Consider the following 18,435-nt stretch of genomic DNA (forward strand, 5'->3'; position numbering starts at 1 on the left):
TTGCTGGAGATGTCTGCCCATGAGTTCCCTGTCCGCCCCGTCTGTTGCAATGGCCGCCGCCCCGGCGCCGGCCGCGCCTGCGCAGACTGCGTTCGGCCTGCAGGTAGTAGTTGGGTTGTTCGGTGTTTTGCTGGCCGTGCTCTGTGCGGGCCTCAACGAGTCGGTGACCAAGATCTCCCTGGCCGATATCCGCGGGGCCATGGGCATCGGCGCCGACGAAGGTGCCTGGCTGCTGGCGGTGTACAGCGCCGCTTCGGTCTCGGCCATGGCCTTTGCGCCATGGCTGGCCACGACCTTCTCGCTGCGGCGCTTCACCATGAGCGCTGTTGGCCTGTTTGCCGTGCTCGGCCTGCTGCAACCGTTCGCTCCCAACCTGCACAGCTTGATGTTGCTGCGCATACTGCAGGGTTTCGCCTCTGGTGCCCTGCCGCCGATGCTCATGAGCGTGGCCCTGCGCTTCCTGCCGCCAGGTATCAAAGTCTATGGCCTGGCCTGCTACGCCCTGACCGCCACCTTCGGTCCCAACCTCGGCACGCCATTGGCGGGGCTGTGGACCGAATACGTTGGCTGGCAATGGGCGTTCTGGCAGATCATCCTGCCGTCGGCCCTGGCCATTGTCTGTGTCGGTTGGGGGTTGCCGCAGGACCCGCTGCGTTTGGAGCGTTTCAAGCAGTTCGACTGGCGTGGCGTGCTACTTGGCCTGCCCGCCATCAGTTGCATCGTGCTGGGCCTGTCGCTGGGCGACCGTTGGGGCTGGCTCGACTCGCCGCTGATCTGCTGGCTGCTCGGCGGTGGCCTGCTGTTGCTGGTGCTGTTCATGTACAACGAATGGTCCGAGCCGCTGCCGTTCTTCCAGTTGCGCATGCTGTCGCGGCGCAACCTGAGTTTTGCCCTGGTGACACTGGCCGGTGTACTGATCGTGCTCTCGGGCGTGGGCAGCATCCCGTCGGCCTACCTTGCGCAGATTCAGGGCTACCGCCCGGCGCAGACCAGCCCGTTGATGATGCTGGTGGCGATGCCGCAACTGATCGCCCTGCCGCTGACGGCGGCACTGTGCAACATCCGCGCGGTGGACTGCCGCTGGGTGCTGGGCATTGGCCTGGCGATGCTGGCGGTGTCCTGTGTCGGCAGCAGCCTGCTGACCAGTGAATGGATCCGCGGCGACTTCTACCCGTTCTACCTGCTGCAGGTGTTCGGCCAGCCCATGGCGGTGCTGCCGTTGCTGATGCTGTCCACCAATGGCATGACCCCGCAGGAAGGCCCCTTCGCCTCCAGTTGGTTCAACACGGTCAAGGGCCTGGCCGCAGTGATCGCCGGTGGCCTGCTGGACGCCCTTGGCACCGTACGCCGACATTTCCATTCCAACCACCTGGTGGACAGCCTGGGCAACGCCCCGCTGGTCGACGGCAACGCCGCTGGCCTGGCCAGGCGTATTCACGACCAGGCGCTGGTACTGACCTCGGCCGACCTGTATCTGGTCATGGCCTGCATCGCCGTGGCCCTGATCTGCCTGATTCCTTTCGTGCCTACCCGGGTCTATCCGCCGCGTGCGGTGGCCTGAACCCTGGATGAATTCGAGAACTACTGAAATGACCAACAATCGCAAAACCCTGTTCATTGGCTCGGTGATGGCCGTGGCCGTGTTGGCCGGAGTCATCGCGCCCTGGATATTTGGCAGCGACCACCGCCAGCGTACCAATGACGCTTATGTGATCGCCGACTACACCGTGGTCGCACCCAAAGTCGCCGGCTTCATCAAGGAGGTGCTGGTGGAAGACAACCAGCAGGTCACGGCTGGCCAGTTGCTGGCGACCATCGATGCCCGTGACTATCAGGCCGCGCTGGATGCCGCGCAGGCGCAGTTGCTGGTAGCCCAGGCGCAAAGCGCCGATGCCCGCGCCACGCTTGAACGCCAGGCCGCGCTGATTGCCCAGGCCGAAGCCGCAGTGAAAGCGGCCCAGGCCGAAGCGGCATTCGCCGACCATGAAGTCAACCGTTACAGCCGCCTGGCCGAGCAGGGGGCTGGCACCGTGCAGAACGCCCAGCAGGCGCGCAGCGGCGTCGATCAGGCCCGCGCACGCCTGGCCAATGCTCAGGCAGCGCTGCTGGCGGCGCGCAAGCAGGTGGACATTCTCACGGCCCAGGTGGCCAGCGCCGATGGCCAGCTCAAGCGTGCCGAAGCCGGCCTGGAAAAGGCCCAGCTCGACCTGTCTTACACCCGTATCACTGCGCCGGGGGACGGCATGGTGGGCGAACGCGCCCTGCGCGTCGGCGCCTACGTCACCCCCGGCGCCCGTCTGCTGTCGGTGGTGCCATTGCAACAGGCCTATGTGGTGGGCAATTTCCAGGAAACCCAGCTGACACACGTGCAACCAGGCCAGCCGGTGAGCATCAGCGTCGACACCTTTTCCGGCGAGAAACTGCAAGGCCATGTGGAAAGCATCGCCCCGGCCACCGGCGTGACCTTCGCCGCAGTCAAGCCAGACAACGCCACCGGCAACTTCACCAAGGTGGTGCAACGTATCCCTGTGAAGATCGTTTTCGATGACGGCCAGCCACTGCTCGCCCGCCTGCGGGTTGGCATGTCGGTGGAAGCAACCATCGACACCCGTGGCGACACGCTCGACGGCAAAGAGGTAAGCGCACGATGAAACCGGCATTACGCTTGAGCCCGTTGCTGCTGGCCATGTTGCTGACCGGCTGCACCATGGGCCCGGACTTCCTGCGCCCCGACAGCCAGGCACCGCGACAGTGGGCGCCGCTGCAAGGCGAGGCGGCGGCCAGCCAGCCCCAGGCCGAACCGCTGGAACTGCGCTGGTGGGAGTCCTTTCACGATGCCCAGCTCAGCGCTTTGATCCAGCGTGTTGTCGAACGCAATCTCGACTTGCAGATGGCCAGCGCGCGGCTGCTGCAAAGCCGTGCCTTGCGCAGCACTGTGGTTGCCGACGAAGTACCGTCGGTGGACGCAACCGCGGGTTACAGCCGTGCTCGTAACAGTGCCGAAGGCCTGAGCGACCCGTCCGGCAAGGCGGGTAAGGAGGCTTTCAACCTTTGGCAGGGCGATCTGGTGGCAGGTTGGGAGCTGGATCTGTGGGGCCGCGTGCGGCGCCAGGTCGAGGCTGCCGATGCCAGCGTCGAAGTGGCCGAGAACGACCGCCGTGGCGTGTTGCTGGCCTTGCTGTCGGAAACCGCCGGCAACTACATCCAGCTGCGTGCCGTGCAGCGCACCCTCGATGTGACCCAGGACAACCTCAGGGTCGCCCAGCACAGCCTGAAGCTGTCCCAGGATCGCCAGGCCGAAGGTGTTGCCACGCGCCTGGATGTGGCCCAGGCCAGCGCCCAGGTCGCTTCGATCGAGTCGCGCCTGCCAAGCCTGCAAGCGCGACGTGATGACCTGATCAACGCCCTCAGCCTGCTCGCCGCCGAACCGCCGCGTAGCCTGCAGGCTGAATTGCTCAAGGGCGGCGAGTTGCCCGCGCCGCAACAGACGTTTGCCATTGGTTTGCCGTCCGAACTGGCCGAGCGCCGCCCGGATATTCGCCAGGCCGAGGCCCGCCTGCATGCCGCCACCGCCAGCATTGGCGTGGCCCAGGCGGATTTCTACCCGAGCATCCGGCTGTCGGGCAGTGTCGGTTTCCAGGCCATGCAGCTGTCAGACTTCGGTGGCTGGGATTCGCGGCGGTTTGCCTTCGGGCCGCAGATGTCGCTGCCGATCTTCGAGGGCGGCCGGCTCAAAGGCACCCTGCAACTGCGCGAGGCGCAGCAGCAGGAAGCCGCGCTGAACTACCGCAAGGTGGTGCTGGGCGCCTGGCATGAAATTGACGATGTGCTACGCCTGTACAACGCCAGTCAGTTGCGCCGTGATTCCCTGGCCGAGGCAGTGCGGCAGAACCGCATCGCCCTGGAAACCGCCCAGCGTCAATATGTGGAAGGGGCGGTGGACTTTCTCAACGTGCTGACGGTGCAAGGGGCGCTGCTGGCCAGCGAGGAGCAGTGGATCGACAGCTCGGCCGCGGTGTCGCAGGCGCTGGTGGGGCTGTACAAGGCGCTGGGTGGTGGCTGGCAGGCGTTCGATGAGCAGCCGACGAATTCTCACAGTTAGAGAGGAAGCACAGATGCATATTTCCTTGAACGGCAAGCGCGCCATTGTCAGCGGTTCCACCGCCGGCATTGGCCTGGCCATCGCCATCGGCCTGGCCGAGGCGGGCGCCGAAGTGGTCCTCAATGGCCGCACTCAGGCACGTGTCGACGAAGCCTTCAAGGCCGTGCGCGAACGCTTGCCACAAGCACGCATCATCGGTATCGCTGCCGATCTCGGTAGCAAGGACGGTGCGCAAAAGCTGTTCGATCAGGTGCCGCATACCGACATCCTGGTGAACAACCTCGGCATCTTCGAACCCAAACCGTTCTTCGAGATCGAGGATGAAGACTGGCAGCGCTTCTTCGACGTCAACGTACTCAGTGCGGTGCGCCTTTCGCGCCACTATGCCCGGGGCATGGCCGAGCGCAAATGGGGGCGGGTGGTGTTCCTGTCCAGCGAGTCGGCGCTGCAGATTCCAACTGAAATGATCCATTACGGCATGACCAAAACTGCGCTGCTGGCGGTATCGCGCGGGTTGGCCGAAACCTTGGCTGGCACCGGGGTCACGGTGAACGCGGTATTGCCGGGGCCTACCCGTTCTGAAGGGGTGGGTGACTTCTTTGCCAGACTTGCGCAGGAGCAGGGTGTATCGACCGAAACGCTGGAAGCCAACTTCCTGGCCGAGCATCGGCCGACGTCGCTGATCAAGCGGCTGGCGACGGTGGAGGAGGTGGCCAACATGGTGGTGTACTTGGCGTCGGTGCAGGCCAGTGCAACTACGGGGGCTGCTTTGCGGGTTGATGGCGGGGTATTGCGTTCCATTGCGTGATTGCCGGATCCGGTATCGACCCCTTCGCGGCGTTGCCGCGAAGGGGTCGATACCGGCAGTCGAAAACTCAGAGGGGACGCAGTAGGCCAAAGCGCTTGCGCAACGCCCAATCCAGCAACCGCCGCGGCAGCAACCGGGCCATCAACGGCAAGGCTGTGCTGCCATTCCCCAACCGCAGCACCGCTGGCACTGACGGCTTGCTGACCGCCGCCAGCACCCCTTGGGCAAATACCGCCGCCGACGTCGGCTTGTCCTGTGAAGCCCGCGCCCGCGCCTGCACCTGCTCACGCAACGGCCACCATGGCGAGTCCGCCGCCAGCACCTGCTCGGCCTGGCGCTGGGCATTGCTGGCAAACTGCGAAGCAATCGCCCCCGGCTGAACTTGCATCACCTGCACACCGAAGGGCGCCAGTTCCAGGCGCAAGGCGTCGCTCAGGGCATGTACTGCGGCCTTCGAGGCGCAGTAGGCACCGGCGAATGGCGTGACCAGTACGCCGGAGACGCTGCCGATATTCACCACCAGGCCGCGTGAGCGGCGTAGCAGCGGGAACAGTGCGCGGGTAACGCCGACCACGGCGAAGACATTGGTTTCGAACTGTGGGCGCAGGGCGTCCACGCCGCCATCGAGCAACGGGCCCATGGCGCCGTAGCCTGCGTTGTTGATGAGGATGTCAAGGCGGCCCTGGTGCGTTTGCAGCTCCTCGGCCAGGCGTACCAGGGCCGCGCCGTCATTGACATCCAGCTGGCGGGCGATGAACCCGGCAGTGGCCAGGCGCTCGACGTCTTCGGCTTTGCGGGCAGTGGCCCAGACATCGTGGCCGGCATCGCGGAAGGCGTCGGCCAAAGCGCGGCCGATGCCGCTGGAACAACCGGTGATCAGGACGGTGGGCATGGGGGAGGGCCTTGGGTCTGAGTTAAAGGTGGTGTCTGTGCTGCCTCTTCACGGGGCACCGGATCAATTGGCGAAGGTGCCTTGCAGATGCTCGGCACGAAACTCCAGTGTCTGCGGCCGATACCCGGACCTCAGTGGCGGCAATGGCAGGCAATCCTGCCATTCAGCGCCAGGCTGCAGCTCACCGGGCCCACGATAGCGCGGTGCGCTGTAGGTGTTTTCGGCAAGGTTGACGGTATCGCCCGGCGCATAGGCGCCCACCCGCCAACGCAGTTCGGTCAGCGGCGCTTTGTTGCCATTTTTCATGCGCACGCGCAGGGCGCGGTCGGCCGGGCATTGCTCGGGGGCATAGGTCAGACGCAGGTCCAGACGCGCCAGTTGAGAGGCTTCGCGGCTGTCCTGCCAGATCACAAGCAGGGCTACCAGGGCCAGGCCACAGGCGGCCGCCAGGGAGATCGGCAGGGCTTTGGCCGGGTACCGTAGCAGCAGCACCAGCCAGGTGAGGATGAGCAGGGCTCCGATGATCATGGGGCGTGCAGACCTAGATTGGGCGGTCCGACCATCGTAGCAGGGAGGGCTGGCGCCCTCCAATTGCCGGCAAGCTGGCTTGCCGGCAATGGGCCGCAACGCGGCCCCAGGGCGCTGCTTACTGCGCGATGGTCTTCACCGAAACCCCTCGCTCCACCGGTGTGGAGGTGCGTCCATACACATCCTCGAAACGCTCGATATCATCTTCGCCCAGATAGCTGCCCGACTGCACCTCGATGATCTCCAGCGGGATCTTGCCTGGGTTGCGCAGGCGGTGGATCGAGGCGATCGGGATGTAGGTCGACTGGTTTTCGGTAAGCAGGAACACATTCTCGTCACAGGTCACCTCGGCCGTGCCCGACACCACGATCCAGTGCTCGGCGCGGTGATGGTGCATCTGCAGCGACAGGCTGGCGCCCGGCTTGACAGTGATGTGCTTGACCTGGAATCGGCCACCCATGTCCACCGAGTCGTACGAGCCCCACGGACGATACACTTCCAAGTGGTTCTGGGTTTCGCTGCGGCCTTGCGCGTCCAACGTCTTGACCATCTGCTTGACGCCCTGGACCTTGTCCTTGTGGGCAATCATCATCGCGTCCTTGGTTTCGACCACGACGATGTTCTCCAGGCCGATCACCGACACCAGCTTGCCATTGCCGTGGATCATGCAGTTGCGGCTGTCCTGTACCACCACATCGCCCTTGGTGACGTTGCCGTCGGCGTCCTTCTCGTGCACCTCCCACAGCGAAGACCAGCACCCCACGTCGCTCCAGCCAGCGGTCATCGGCACCACACAGGCGCGCTGGGTCTTCTCCATCACCGCATAGTCGATGGAATTGTCCGGGCAGCAGGCGAAGGTGGCTTCATCGATGCTCAGCACATCGCCGTCTTGCTGGCTGCGCTCCAAGGCCAGGACGCAGGTGTCGTAGATGTCGGTGTCGTGCTTTTTCAGCTCTTCGAGGAAGCGGCTTGCGCGGAACAGGAACATGCCGCTGTTCCAGAAGTAGCCACCGGCCCGGACGAACTCGGCGGCACGTTTTTCGTCAGGCTTCTCGACAAACTGCGCGACCCGGGCCACGCCTTCGGGCAGCAGGGCGTCCTGGCTGGAGCGAATGTAGCCATAGCCGGTTTCAGGCTTGGTTGCCGGTACGCCAAACAGCACCATCTCGCCTCGCTCGGCGGCAACGGTGGCCAAGGCCAAGGCGCGTTGCAGCGCCTTCTGGTCATCGATGACGTGGTCGGCCGGCAGCACCAGCATCAAATCGTCGCGGCCTTCGTTGACCAGCTTCATGGCGGTCATCGCCACGGCGGGGGCGGTGTTGCGGCCAAATGGCTCCATCAGGATGGCCTGGGTTTCGAGCTGCAGGGCCGCGAGCTGTTCCTGAACGATGAACTTGTGGTCTTTGTTGCAGACCACGATGGGCGCGTCCATGCCTTCGAACGCCAGGCGCTCGAGGGTTTGCTGGAACAGCGTGTGCTCGCCGGTCAGCGCCAGAAACTGCTTGGGGAACTGCTTGCGCGACAGCGGCCATAGACGCGAACCGCTACCACCAGAAAGAATTACCGGGATCATGTTGTTTCTCCAATAAGGTCGTTAACGAGGCAGGGGATCAGTGAGTGGACACAGGGCGGGTGACCCAGACCGGTGACAGGCTGTTGCCGCTGCCGGTGACGTACAGCACGGCGGCTTCGCCACGCTCCAGGGCGACAGGTTTGACGTCGCTGACCTTCTTGTCGCCTGCGTACAGGGCCAGGTTGACCTTGACCGGGTTGATCTCCCGTTCGCCACGGCCTTTGGCGGCTACCGGCGTGACCACTTCGGTCTTGCCGTCAGCGGTCTTCAGGGTCAGCGACTGATCGCTCAGGTTCTGCACGCGGACCAGGGCTTTCTGCTTGTTCTTGAACGGCGGCTCTTCGATCAACTGCGGGTTGCCGCTGCTGCTGTTGACCAGGGTGTAGTACTTGTCCGAGGCCAGCTTGACCGGCACGCTCTTGCCACCCACTTGGGCGGTGTAGTCACCACCTGGCAGGAAGCTGAAGTCGCTGCTGGCCTGGGCGCCGACCTGTTTGATCTGCGTGTTGCCGACGCTGGCAGCCGCCGGGCTGCCAGCTGCGTTGTACAGGCGCACGAAAGTCGAGCCTTTCGGTGCGGTCGGGCCGTACAGCGCGGCGTCGGCCCCGGCGAAGGCCTGCATCGAAGCCAGAGAAAGGCCGGCCGCGAGGGTGAGGGCTTTGGCAATGGAAGTCTTGGTAGTCATGTGCGTGTTCCTCTCTACGTTCAGTGGTCCGTCCGATTGGACGACAGGGCCAGGTTTTCTTCGGGTTTTCGGGAGTTTTTCAGTTGCGCGATCCAGTGCGGATCGAAGCTGCTGAGGTCGTTTTTCATTGGCAGATAACGCTCGGGGAATTCCCACACCACCACCTGGGGTGCGGCGTTCTTGAAAGCATCGCTTTGCAGGTACTTGAGCATCGGCAGCAACGGGCCGTGGCCGTCTTCGGCGTAGTTGGCGACATCGCTGCGCAGCGCCTGCTGCAAAGCACCGAGGAAGTTCCAGTGCGGGTTGGCGCTGTAGCTGGTGCCGACCAGGGCGACTGGGATCTGGCTGTCGGCGAACAGCGCGTCGCCGGCATCGCCGTTGGCCTCGGCTGGGTGTGTGGTGCGCTGTTGCAGATTGTCCGGAGTCGGCAACAGGTTGCTGAACAGCGGGTCGAGTGGCAGGAAGTTGGTCAGGTCGCCTTTGTACGGCGCTGTGTTGCCCGCTTCAGTGATGAAGGTCTGCGGGTCGCCATTAAGCAGGCTTTGGCGGCTGACCGCCTCGGCCAACGCTTGCGCGGCGACTTCAGCACCCATCGGCGTCCAGTGGGTGTCGGTGCGCAGGAATACCTGGCCACGTGCCTTGGCCTGTTCCAGCGATGCCATCAGGTCAGGGGCGAACACGTTGGCCTGACGCGCCTGGGCGTGGAACTGGTTGTACAGGTCATCGTGCAAACTGGCGGGCCGTTCCTTGCCGATGTACTCGGCGTAGACCCGCGCCTTGGCCGGGATGATCGCCAGTACCAGCTGACTACCGTGCTTTTGCAGGGTGTCGCGCACGCCACGGATCAGCGCCAGGTTCTCCTGCATCAGTTGGTCGGCGCCGGCAGCAGGTTTGAATTCTTCATCACTGAACAGCCACTGGTCGCGGCCAAGCACCACGCCCGGACGGCCTTCGTTGAACAGCTTGAAGTCCAGGGCAGCCCAGAGGTTGGTGCCCAGGCGTTTGATCGGGAACTGGTCGTCGTAATGGGTTTCGGCGGCCTTGGCCAGCTTGCCGTTGAGCAGGGTCATCTGCTCGGTACGCTGGAAGCTTTGCAGACCGCCAGTGGACCAGACGCCCATGCCTACCAGCAGGCCGAGAAACGACAGGGAGTAAGTGATGCGTAATGTCCGGGTCATGGTCATCAACCTCAGAACTGGAAGTAGAGGAACGGCGAGTAGCTCTGCGCCGAAAGCTTGAGAATCGAAGCCACGAACAGCAGCAGGATCAGGGCGCGGGTCATGACCCGAGCCCAGTCCAGGCCTATCGAGCCGTCGCTGTTGACCTGCACCGGGGTGGCTGTGGGCGTGGGTTTGGCGTTGCGGTAGAAGTCACGCAGGCCAAAAAACGCCAGGGTGAGGTAGGCGATGACCAGGGTGGCGACCTGCAGCCCGGTCAGCTGGGCGCGGTTGAGTTCGGAAAGTTGCCACTGGCCAAAGCTGAACATGGCGCCATACATGCGGCCGGCCACGGTCAGGTTCTCGGCGCGGAAGATTACCCAGCCAACCACCACCAGCAGGAAGGTGAAGGCCCATTTGACCGGGTTGAAGCGTTGCGGGTTGGTGTCGATGCCTAGCGCCCGCTCGATGGCCAGCCACACGCCGTGCCAGGCGCCCCAGAGAATGTAGGTGAAGTTGGCGCCGTGCCACAGCCCGCCCAGCAGCATGGTCAGGAACAGGTTGCGGTAGGTGTTGAAGGTACCTTTGCGGTTGCCGCCCAGGGTGATGTACAGGTAGTCGCGCAGCCAGGTCGACAGGCTGATGTGCCAGCGGCGCCAGAACTCGGTGATCGACTGGCTGATATAGGGCTGCTTGAAGTTCTCCATGAAGCGAAAGCCCATCATCAGGCCCAGGCCGATGGCCATGTCGCTGTAGCCGGAGAAGTCGAAGTACAGCTGTGCGGTGTAGGCCAGGGCGCCTAGCCACGCGTCACCGGTGGTGGGGTGTTGCAGGGCGAAGCAATGGTCGGCGACCACCGCCAGGGTGTCGGCGATGAACACTTTCTTGATGAAGCCCTGCATGAACCGGGTGCAGCCTTCGGAGAACTTGTCCAGGGTGTGGGTACGGTTGTTGAACTGGTCGACCAGGTCCTTGAAGCGCAGCACGGGGCCGGCGATCAGGTGCGGGAAAATCGCCACGAACGCTGCAAAGTCGATCAGGTTGCGCGTTGCTGGGGTATCGCCGCGGTACACGTCGATGATGTAGCTGATCGATTCGAAGATGTAGAACGAGATACCGATCGGCAGCAACACGTGGGTGAGGATGAACGGCTCCAGGCCAAACGAGGTGATGATCGCGTTGAGGCTGTCGATGCCGAAGTTGGCGTACTTGAAATAACCAAGGATCGCCAGGTCCACGCCTACGCCCAGCAGCAGCCAGCGCTGGGCTGGCTTGGTACGAACCCCGGCGGCACCGACTTTGAGGCCGATCCAGTAGTTCCACAGGGTGACGCCGGCGAACAGGGCGAGAAAGTCCACGCGCCACCAGGCGTAGAAAATGTAGCTGGCGATCAGCAGCAGCAGGTTGCGATAGCGTTGCCCGCTCAGGTAGTACAGGCCGAGAAAGATCGGCAAGAACAGGAACAGGAACACGTTGGACGAGAAGACCATCCCGGTTCTCCTAAATGGTTCACAGCATCCAGGGCAAAACGCCCCCCAGACCCCCCAGTCCAAGAACCGGAAGGCACCTCGTATTCCTGTGGGAGCCGGCTCCCACAGGGTTTGGCGTTATTTCTTCGAAGCCGCGCTCGGGTCATAGACCCGGGTCAGGTTGCCGCCCAGCCGGAAGCTGTCGAATGGCTGCATCCCATGCTTGCGCTCGAGCGTGTCGCCGACGCACTGGTACAGCGCGCACCACGGCTCGAGCCAGGCGTACTTGCTGTCGACCTTGAGGTCCTTCATGTCTTGTTTTTCACCCGCGCGGGCAGCGAACAGGCGGGGGTCGCGGGCGCCGGCCAGCACGCCTTCACCCAGGCGCTGCAGGGCGAAGTTGTTTTCGCTGCGCAGGTCCACACCATTGGCCTTGGCGAAGCTGGCGATCATCGCCAACGGCGGCAGGGCATAGTTGTGGTAGGCCAGGGCGCGTTGCTTGCGTTTGACTTCGTTGGGCAAAAAACCTTGGTCATCGACCTGATTGGCGCCGACCTTGTATTCCTTCACCGCCCAGTCGAACAGGTCGCGGCGGTCGGTGGCCACGGCGGTGGCCATCACCGACCAGGCTGCCCAATAGCTGTGGTTGTTGATCTTCGCCAACGGTAGGTTGCTCCAGTCGCGCACGGTCTGTTCGGCGAGGTGGGCGAACCATTTTTCGATCAACTGCGCTTCATCCCGGTGCGCAGCCAGCGGCTGCGAGTTGGAGAACTTCAGGCGTAGCCAGGAGCCGCTCATGCTACCCAGGGCCCATTTGCGCATGGATTTGCCGGTGTGGTTGTAGTTGGTAGACATCAAGGCATCGGCCCGCGCCCAGGTTCCGAGCCAGGTCAGGGTACAGTCGAGCTGGGCCGGGCGGCCGTCGCGCATGTACTGGTTGACCATCTTGGCCACGCCACGCTCAAGGGTCGTGATGTCTTTGGTGGAGTCGCGGAAGGCCTGTTCCGAGTCGAGGTTCAGGGTTGCCCGTGCCTTGTCCGAGCCTTCGTACTTGCTGCGAAATTGCAGTGCTCCGGTGTAGGGCTTGGGCGCGGGCTCACAGCGGAACTTGCCATCGCTGGTCTTGAACTGTTCGATGCCCTCGTAGTACCCCTGAGGGGGGACCAGCGCGGCCTGCGCGGCGCCGCCAAACAACGCCAGGGTGAGCAGGGCAGGGCTGAAGATTCGCTTGAATGCAGTCATGGTCGCCTCACTGGCCGGCCTGCGCTGTTTGCGCAGGCACGACGAAGTTGTTGCGTTTGCAGAGTTTGGCCTCGACCTTCTGGGTGCCTTTTTCCGGCCCCTGAACCTCGAAGGCCAACAGGTTCTGGCTGGCCCAGTCCTCGTCCTCGCGCATCTGGAAAACGAAGCGGCCGTCGGTGTCGGAGGTTTCCGGCTTCTCGAGCTTGATGTCTTCGTGGCGGCCGTTGAGGTACCACAAGGTGGCCTGCAGCACTTTCACCGACGGGTCCTCGAACTTGACGTCCATTTGCAGGTTGCGGTTGATCAGGTCTTTGATCACGCCGCCCTTGCCATTGACCATCAGCTCGTTCTTGCCAGGCTTGAGGGTGCTGCTGGCGCTCATCAACGCCGGGCGCGCATCACAGCCATCGTCGAGCAGGCCGAGGATTTGCCGCCAGATGGTTTCCTGGTCCAGGCGGTACAGCGGGGAGAACTCCCAGATGAGGATCTTCGGCGGGTTGTTCTGGAATTCCTCGCTGCCCAGGTACTGGATCATCGAGCCCTCCAGGCCGCCGCCGGGGAAGGCGACATTGAGCACGTCGGCACCGATGTATTGCTCCAGGAAGCCCGAGAAGTTGTAGTTCTTGCCGCTGTGGCTGGTACCGACCAGGGTGATCTGTGCATTGCCGCTGTCACCGAACAGGTCATCGCCGCCGCCGCTCGAACCTTTCGGTTCGGTGGCGAACTGGTCCATGTACTGCACCGCATAGCTGGTGCCGCACAGCTGGCCAGCGACGTTGTGCAAGGTGCCGGTCTTGCCCATGCGCCCGGACTTGCGGGTTTCGAATGCCTTGCGCGGGACGCCCTCGAAGGCCGGCATCTTGTGCACGGTGTCGGCCACGATCCTGGCCGCGCGCTCGGCGCCGTATGGCGTCCAGTGCTGGTCGCCACGGAAGTAGAAATCCTTGCCCTGGTCGGCGGCGGCCAACTGTTCGTTGGTCAGCGGCGACAGGTCGGGCACGTTGTAGCCCATGCTGGCGAAGCGTTTGAGCATGGCCTGGTAGTTGCCCAAGGCCTTCTGGTAGTCGAAAGCGGCTTTCTCGTCCGGCTTGAGCATGTTGCGGTTCACCAAGCCACGGGTGGGCTGGTACACCACCACCAGTTCCACGCCGCGCTTCTTGAACGCGTCGTGCACCTGCTGCAGACGCTTGTAGCCGGCGGGCGTGGTATTGAACTCGGTGCGCAGGTCTTCGCGGGTACGGAACAGCCAGTCACCCTGGGCCTGCACCAAGGTGGTGAAGTTCTGTTGATAGCGTGTGGTGTAGCGGCTGGGGTCATGCGCTTCGGGGCACAGCTGGCAGCAAGGCTCGGCGCTGAAGGTTGGGGCCTTCACTTCGTCGGCGCGCACGGCCTGGCCGATGGCCAGGAGGGCGGCGGACAGGCCCAGCAGTTTCATCAGGTGTGGGGTCATGGTCGGGGCTTCCTTAATCGATCATTTCGGTCTGGCGTTCGACCGGGTCGATCAGCACGGCCTTCTGCTGGCGCACCAGCAGGTCGAGGATTTCCTCCTGGCGCTCGCCAAGCACGCCATTGAGGCTGATGCCGTTGGCCTTGCGCGGGGCGAGCATGGAGACCTTGTACAGCTCCACCGACAGCGGCGAGTCGATCGACAGTGGCCCGGAGCCGTTGGCTGCCAGCTCACCGCCCACCACGATCAGCGAAACCTTGGTGTCGAACGGGTCGAGGGCGATGTCGCGGTCCGTGTCGGACAGGTCCTTGATGTGTCCATAAACGCCGACCAGGCCGTTGGCCATGGCGATGTTTTCGTACAGGCGGATGTTCACGCTGTTGCGCACGCGGATGCCGTGGCGGCGGTTGTTGATCAGCTTGTTGCCCCAGATCAGGTTGTCGCCGCTTTCGTACAGGGTGATGCCGTCGGTGTGGTTGCGGTAGATCTCGTTGTAGGCGACCAGGTTGTTGACGCTGTTACGGTCGATCACCACGCCCGAGAGCTTGTTGTCGTAGCTCTTGTTGTTGATGATCCAGCTGTCGTTGACCTCCCGCGAGACGATGATCCCGTGCTTCTTCTTGGTGCCGTGGACCGTATTACCGGCGATGATCAGCCGATGCGAGCGGTCGTGCGGGTCGATGCCGTAGACGATGTTGTCGCGGTAGGTGTTGTCCTTGACCACGAAATCCTGGGTTTCGTAGCAGTAGAAGCCGTACCACATGTCGCTGAACTGCGAGCCGATGATCCAGCCCGTCGGCTCAGGGCGGCCCATGCGCTTGGCCATGTTCGGCGTGTACTGCGAAATGCTCACGCCATACGACTTGGACTTGGCGTAGCCGAAGCTGGCCATCCGGGTGTTGACGATGTAGGTCTCGGTGCCGCCCCATGACAACAGAAACGGGCGGAACTCCTTGGGCGAGCGGAAGGTTGCCGGCCCGTTGTCCTTTTCGCGCCAGCCGGTCACCTGCGTGTCACTGATGAACAGCTTGCCGTCGTTGACCAGAAACGAGCCACCTTCCTGGGACAGGCGCAGCTGCTTGACCTTGCCGTCGATCTCGAGGATGCCCTTCTGCCCGATCACGATCGGCAGCCGTGCCAGGTACACGCCCGGCTGCACTTCGCTGAGGTACTGCCTGGGCACCTTTTTACTCAGTTCGACCAGGTCGACATGGCCGTCGTCGACGAAGATCGCCTGGGGGATGCCGTGCTGGCGCTGCACCCACTCGGCGGCCTTGTTGTCGCCGCCGATGAACTCCTTGAGCGACTCTTCCTGCAGCATGCGGCGCACGCTGACCTTGCCCTTGTGGCTGCGGTCGATTTTCTGCTGCACGGCCTCGGCGGTGTAGCCGCTCAAATCGGGGAGCTTGGGCGGGTCCATGTGCAGCGGCTCGGTCGGCGCGCTGGACACGGTGTAGGTCTTGGCCTGCTGCAGCTCCTTGGCGACCACCGCAGGCTCTGCGGCGGCGGCCAGGCCCGAAGCCAGCAGCAAGGCGCTGGCCAACAGGCTGTGACGTAAGTGCGGGTGAAGGTTCATTGCAGGTCCTCTCCCGGCCTCAGAAGCGCCAGATCACGTCGACGAAGGCGCGGTGCATGTATGAATCCGCTTCCTTGCCATAGGCGTCGCCGGGCTTGAACACACCGGCGCGCAGGCGCACCAGCGCGGACGGCTCGTCGATCGCCTGGCTCATCGAGGCCGGCAGCAGGCCTTGTTTGAAGTACTTGGTAACGACCACGTCCATTTCCTGGCCGAGGTCTTTTTCGCCATTGATCAGCGGGCGGTTCACGCCGTTGTCGTTGACCGCCGCGTTGATCCCACTGGAGCCAATGTTCTGCGCGCCGTCGACCCGCCAGAACTTGTGGTAGATGAAGCTGGCGTCGTAGTCCTCGCGCAGTTGCCACGAGGCAAACAGGGTGGCTGCCTGCAGGTTGCCGAGCTCGCCGCGGAAGGCTTCGCCGAAGCGGTGCACGCGCGAACGGGTACCGGTGAAGTTGGAGCGGTTGCTCTCCAGGCCGGTCTGCTCGAAGTTGTTCGAACCGTCGTCGCCACCGCCGCCGCTGCCACGGGCGTAGGCCGCGCCGACCTGCCAGTTGGGGTCCAGGCGCAGGCGGATGCCCAGGTCCGTGGCCCAGGCGTTGACGTTGCCGCTCTGCTTGCCGGTGGCCACCTGGTCGTCGCCGACCTGCTGGCTGCTGAGCGTGTCGCGGTCACCGGTCAGCCAGGTCAGGCTGCCCCAGTAGTTGACGGTATGGTCGTTGCGCCAGTTGTAGGCGTCGCTGTTGGCTTCAAGACCCAGCCAGGTGAGGTCGCCTGTGCGGGTCTTGTCGAGCGCATCGATGGTTTCGCCGGGGCTTTTGAGGCTGCCGCTGTCATGGGTGTGGTGGGCTCGCAGGCCGACCCAGTGGCCGGGCGTCCATTGCGTGGCGACGTTACCGTAGACATGCGTGCGGTCCTTGTCTTCGGGGGCCAGTTCGGTCAGGTCGGTACGGTATTCGCTGAAGCGCTGGGCCACCCCAAGGTCGGCCTTGAGCAGGGTGGTGTCGAAGGTCCAGTTGAGCGCTTCGATGTTGGTGTCGCGCCACATGCCATCGTCACTGCGCAGGCGCTGGCGACCCAGGCGCAGTTGTTCGCCGGGGTACTGCGTGAGGCCGCTGTAGCCGACCCAGAACTCGCGCATGGCCAGGTAGCTTTTGTCCGGCTTGCGGCTGTCGTCACCGGTATCAGTGGTCGTGCCGTCGTCGTTCTGGCGCAGGGTGTCGGTTTCGATGGTGTCGGTGGCGGCGACGGCTTGACCCATGGCATAAGCGCTCCAGTTGCCGCGCTCGCCGTACACCCAGGGGCGCAGGTCCAGGCCCAGCCCGTTGACGTCACCACCGGGGCGGGTACCGAGGTCGCGGTCGTCTTCGGACTGGCCGGTGATTTTCACCTCCATGCCGAAGTTTTTCTGGGCGGTGATGTCGGCCAGCGTCGGGCACGACCACAGCAGGGCGAAGCTCAGGCCTATGCCGGCTTTCACGAAGGGGTTGAGCGTCATAGCGAGTCCTCACCGTCTACTTCAGGGTCTTCGTCTTGCAGGGCATCGAGTGCCAGGGTGCTGCGGCCACCTTGGGCCATGCTGCCGCGGGCTTGTCTTTCTTGCGCCAGCAGGTTCTGGGCCTGGCTGCGCTGTTCGGGCGTCAGTTGTTGGTCGAGTTGCTGCAGCAGCTCGGCCGATTGCGGGGTCGGGTTGACCTGCGACAGTTGGGCGAACACCCAGGCGTTGGTAGGTTCGGGGCGGATGCCATGGCCTTCGCTGAACAACTGGGCGAGGGCGTAGTCGGCGCTGTTCTGGCCACCGCGCGCCGCGCTGAGCAGGTGGTCGACGGCTTTCTGCGGCTCGACGTCGCCCAGGTAGCCACGGCGGTACAACTGGCCGAGGTAGTAGTCGGCACTGACTTCACCGGCATCGGCGGCAGCCTGCAGATGCTGCTGGGCCTTCTGGGCATCGGCCGGGACGCTCTTGCCTTCGTAGTAGAGGCGCCCCAGCAGCAGTTCGGCGCGGGGCTGTTCGGCTTCGCGGCCCTTGTCGATGTAAGCCATCAACTGGTCCGTGTCGCCCAGCTCGGGGAAGTCATAGAGCAGTTGCGCCAGGCTGACCCAGGACGCGGGGTTGGCCGGGGCGATGTGCTCGAGCAGGTCCTTGGCGGTTTTTTCGTCAGTCTGGCCCAGGCTGCGGTCGGCCAGCACACGGGCCACGCTGTCGACCCGTGTGGCCGGTACGGTGCCGCGGGCATAGGCGGATTTCAGCTGTTGCAGCAGGGCTGCCTGCTGCTCGGCCTGGCCGCGCTTTTGATAGACGGTGGCAAGCTCGGCATAGCACACGTCCAGGGTGCTTAAGGCTTGCTTGCAGAGCTGCTCGACGTTGTCCAGGTGCTGGTCGTAGGTGCCTTGGGTGCGATAGAGCAGAATCTGCGCCAGGCCCGCTTCGGGGTAGCCGGCGGTGCGCCACTGATCGATCTGCTGCTGCGCATTGACCTTGGGGAAGCTCTGCGGATACAGCAGGTAGAGCATTGCCAACGGGATCAGGGTCTTGTTCTCGCCCTGCTCGGCGGCGAGCTTGAGCAGCATCTCGGCCTCTTCGCGTTCGGCCTGGGTGCTGTCTGGCTTGGCCACCAGCAGGCGGCCAAGGCGCACCTGGGCGCGGGGCGAGGTGGCGGCAGCGGCCCGGTAGGTGGCTTCCGCTTCCTTGAATTGCGCCGGGTCACCGCTGGAAACCTTGATATCGGCCAAGCCTACCTGCGCGTCGCTGTAGCCCAGGTCGGCCAGGGCCTTGTAGTTGCGCTCGGCCAGCGCGGTGTCACCGCGCTTGAGGGCCTCGTTGGCCAAACGCTGGTCGGGCAGACCCGCACAGCCGGCCAGCACCATCGCGGCGGTCAACGCGCACAGTCCAAGGTTTACACGAACCCTGTGGGCGCCGGCTTGCCGACAGGTACCGCGTTGTCTGCTCGTCATC

The 18,435-nt window shown here is 63.9% G+C and carries 15 protein-coding genes; 4 read left to right on the forward strand and 11 right to left on the reverse strand.

Annotated elements, in window-relative coordinates:
* Positions 1-19 precede the first annotated feature (19 nt).
* Genes APH34_RS00475 through APH34_RS00490 form a run of 4 tightly spaced genes read left to right on the forward strand, consistent with a single transcriptional unit; the run spans position 20 to position 4,910 of the window.
* A complete protein-coding gene (locus APH34_RS00475) occupies positions 20-1,561 on the forward strand; it encodes an MFS transporter (RefSeq protein ID WP_054899209.1) in 1,542 nt (513 codons plus the stop codon).
* Between the two features lie 28 nt (positions 1,562-1,589).
* Entirely contained in the window at positions 1,590-2,651 is a 1,062-nt protein-coding gene (locus tag APH34_RS00480) for an HlyD family secretion protein (RefSeq protein ID WP_054899210.1), read from the forward strand.
* The gene (locus APH34_RS00485; RefSeq protein WP_054899211.1) at positions 2,648-4,102 is read left to right on the forward strand and encodes an efflux transporter outer membrane subunit; all 1,455 of its coding nucleotides are present in this window, start codon (positions 2,648-2,650) and stop codon (positions 4,100-4,102) included. Before APH34_RS00480 ends, APH34_RS00485 begins: the two co-directional genes overlap by 4 nt.
* Before the next feature lie 13 nt (positions 4,103-4,115).
* The gene (locus APH34_RS00490; RefSeq protein ID WP_054899212.1) at positions 4,116-4,910 is read left to right on the forward strand and encodes an SDR family NAD(P)-dependent oxidoreductase; all 795 of its coding nucleotides are present in this window, start codon (positions 4,116-4,118) and stop codon (positions 4,908-4,910) included.
* Positions 4,911-4,977: 67 nt separating this feature from the next.
* Here the strand turns inward: APH34_RS00490 and APH34_RS00495 are convergent, their stop codons facing one another.
* The 11 genes from APH34_RS00495 to algK form a co-directional block, all read right to left on the reverse strand.
* Positions 4,978-5,802 (reverse strand): SDR family oxidoreductase, encoded by an 825-nt coding sequence (locus APH34_RS00495; protein ID WP_054899213.1) that lies wholly within the window; start codon positions 5,800-5,802, stop codon positions 4,978-4,980.
* Between the two features lie 63 nt (positions 5,803-5,865).
* Positions 5,866-6,330, reverse strand: coding sequence for a hypothetical protein (locus APH34_RS00500; RefSeq protein ID WP_054899214.1), 465 nt, complete (start codon positions 6,328-6,330; stop codon positions 5,866-5,868).
* A gap of 118 nt (positions 6,331-6,448) precedes the next feature.
* Positions 6,449-7,903, reverse strand: a complete 1,455-nt coding sequence (locus APH34_RS00505) for a mannose-1-phosphate guanylyltransferase/mannose-6-phosphate isomerase (RefSeq protein ID WP_054899215.1) — start codon at positions 7,901-7,903, stop codon at positions 6,449-6,451.
* 37 nt (positions 7,904-7,940) lie between these two features.
* Complete coding sequence (locus APH34_RS00510; protein WP_054899216.1) at positions 7,941-8,588, reverse strand: alginate O-acetyltransferase AlgF; 648 nt, start codon at positions 8,586-8,588, stop codon at positions 7,941-7,943.
* A gap of 20 nt (positions 8,589-8,608) precedes the next feature.
* Positions 8,609-9,766: an alginate O-acetyltransferase gene (locus tag APH34_RS00515; protein ID WP_054899510.1), complete on the reverse strand. Its 1,158-nt coding sequence runs from the start codon at positions 9,764-9,766 to the stop codon at positions 8,609-8,611.
* Positions 9,767-9,777: 11 nt separating this feature from the next.
* The gene (locus APH34_RS00520; RefSeq protein ID WP_054899217.1) at positions 9,778-11,235 is read right to left on the reverse strand and encodes an MBOAT family protein; all 1,458 of its coding nucleotides are present in this window, start codon (positions 11,233-11,235) and stop codon (positions 9,778-9,780) included.
* 117 nt (positions 11,236-11,352) lie between these two features.
* Positions 11,353-12,456 carry a mannuronate-specific alginate lyase gene (locus tag APH34_RS00525; RefSeq protein ID WP_054899218.1) on the reverse strand — a complete coding sequence of 368 codons (1,104 nt, stop codon included), beginning with the start codon at positions 12,454-12,456 and terminating at the stop codon, positions 11,353-11,355.
* A gap of 7 nt (positions 12,457-12,463) precedes the next feature.
* Positions 12,464-13,906 carry an alginate O-acetyltransferase gene (locus APH34_RS00530; RefSeq protein WP_054899219.1) on the reverse strand — a complete coding sequence of 481 codons (1,443 nt, stop codon included), beginning with the start codon at positions 13,904-13,906 and terminating at the stop codon, positions 12,464-12,466.
* 13 nt (positions 13,907-13,919) lie between these two features.
* Positions 13,920-15,479 carry a mannuronan 5-epimerase AlgG gene (algG, locus tag APH34_RS00535; protein WP_054899220.1) on the reverse strand — a complete coding sequence of 520 codons (1,560 nt, stop codon included), beginning with the start codon at positions 15,477-15,479 and terminating at the stop codon, positions 13,920-13,922.
* A gap of 19 nt (positions 15,480-15,498) precedes the next feature.
* Entirely contained in the window at positions 15,499-16,977 is a 1,479-nt protein-coding gene (locus tag APH34_RS00540) for an alginate export family protein (protein ID WP_054899221.1), read from the reverse strand.
* Positions 16,974-18,434, reverse strand: coding sequence for an alginate biosynthesis TPR repeat lipoprotein AlgK (gene algK / locus APH34_RS00545; protein WP_054899222.1), 1,461 nt, complete (start codon positions 18,432-18,434; stop codon positions 16,974-16,976). Before algK ends, APH34_RS00540 begins: the two co-directional genes overlap by 4 nt.
* Position 18,435: the final 1 nt, after the last annotated feature.

The organism is Pseudomonas sp. NBRC 111131 (genome assembly GCF_001320525.1).
Lineage (GTDB): Bacteria > Pseudomonadota > Gammaproteobacteria > Pseudomonadales > Pseudomonadaceae > Aquipseudomonas > Aquipseudomonas ceruminis.

Coding starts and splice junctions, on each gene's coding strand:
- APH34_RS00480 (WP_054899210.1), top strand. CDS start 1,590: ATGACCAACAATCGCAAAACCCTGTTCATTGGCTCGGTGATGGCCGTG.
- APH34_RS00500 (WP_054899214.1), bottom strand. CDS start 6,330: ATGATCATCGGAGCCCTGCTCATCCTCACCTGGCTGGTGCTGCTGCTA.
- algK (WP_054899222.1), bottom strand. CDS start 18,434: ATGACGAGCAGACAACGCGGTACCTGTCGGCAAGCCGGCGCCCACAGG.
- algG (WP_054899220.1), bottom strand. CDS start 15,479: ATGAACCTTCACCCGCACTTACGTCACAGCCTGTTGGCCAGCGCCTTG.
- APH34_RS00485 (WP_054899211.1), top strand. CDS start 2,648: ATGAAACCGGCATTACGCTTGAGCCCGTTGCTGCTGGCCATGTTGCTG.
- APH34_RS00505 (WP_054899215.1), bottom strand. CDS start 7,903: ATGATCCCGGTAATTCTTTCTGGTGGTAGCGGTTCGCGTCTATGGCCG.
- APH34_RS00510 (WP_054899216.1), bottom strand. CDS start 8,588: ATGACTACCAAGACTTCCATTGCCAAAGCCCTCACCCTCGCGGCCGGC.
- APH34_RS00530 (WP_054899219.1), bottom strand. CDS start 13,906: ATGACCCCACACCTGATGAAACTGCTGGGCCTGTCCGCCGCCCTCCTG.
- APH34_RS00525 (WP_054899218.1), bottom strand. CDS start 12,456: ATGACTGCATTCAAGCGAATCTTCAGCCCTGCCCTGCTCACCCTGGCG.
- APH34_RS00475 (WP_054899209.1), top strand. CDS start 20: ATGAGTTCCCTGTCCGCCCCGTCTGTTGCAATGGCCGCCGCCCCGGCG.
- APH34_RS00540 (WP_054899221.1), bottom strand. CDS start 16,977: ATGACGCTCAACCCCTTCGTGAAAGCCGGCATAGGCCTGAGCTTCGCC.
- APH34_RS00490 (WP_054899212.1), top strand. CDS start 4,116: ATGCATATTTCCTTGAACGGCAAGCGCGCCATTGTCAGCGGTTCCACC.
- APH34_RS00515 (WP_054899510.1), bottom strand. CDS start 9,766: ATGACCCGGACATTACGCATCACTTACTCCCTGTCGTTTCTCGGCCTG.
- APH34_RS00495 (WP_054899213.1), bottom strand. CDS start 5,802: ATGCCCACCGTCCTGATCACCGGTTGTTCCAGCGGCATCGGCCGCGCT.
- APH34_RS00520 (WP_054899217.1), bottom strand. CDS start 11,235: ATGGTCTTCTCGTCCAACGTGTTCCTGTTCCTGTTCTTGCCGATCTTT.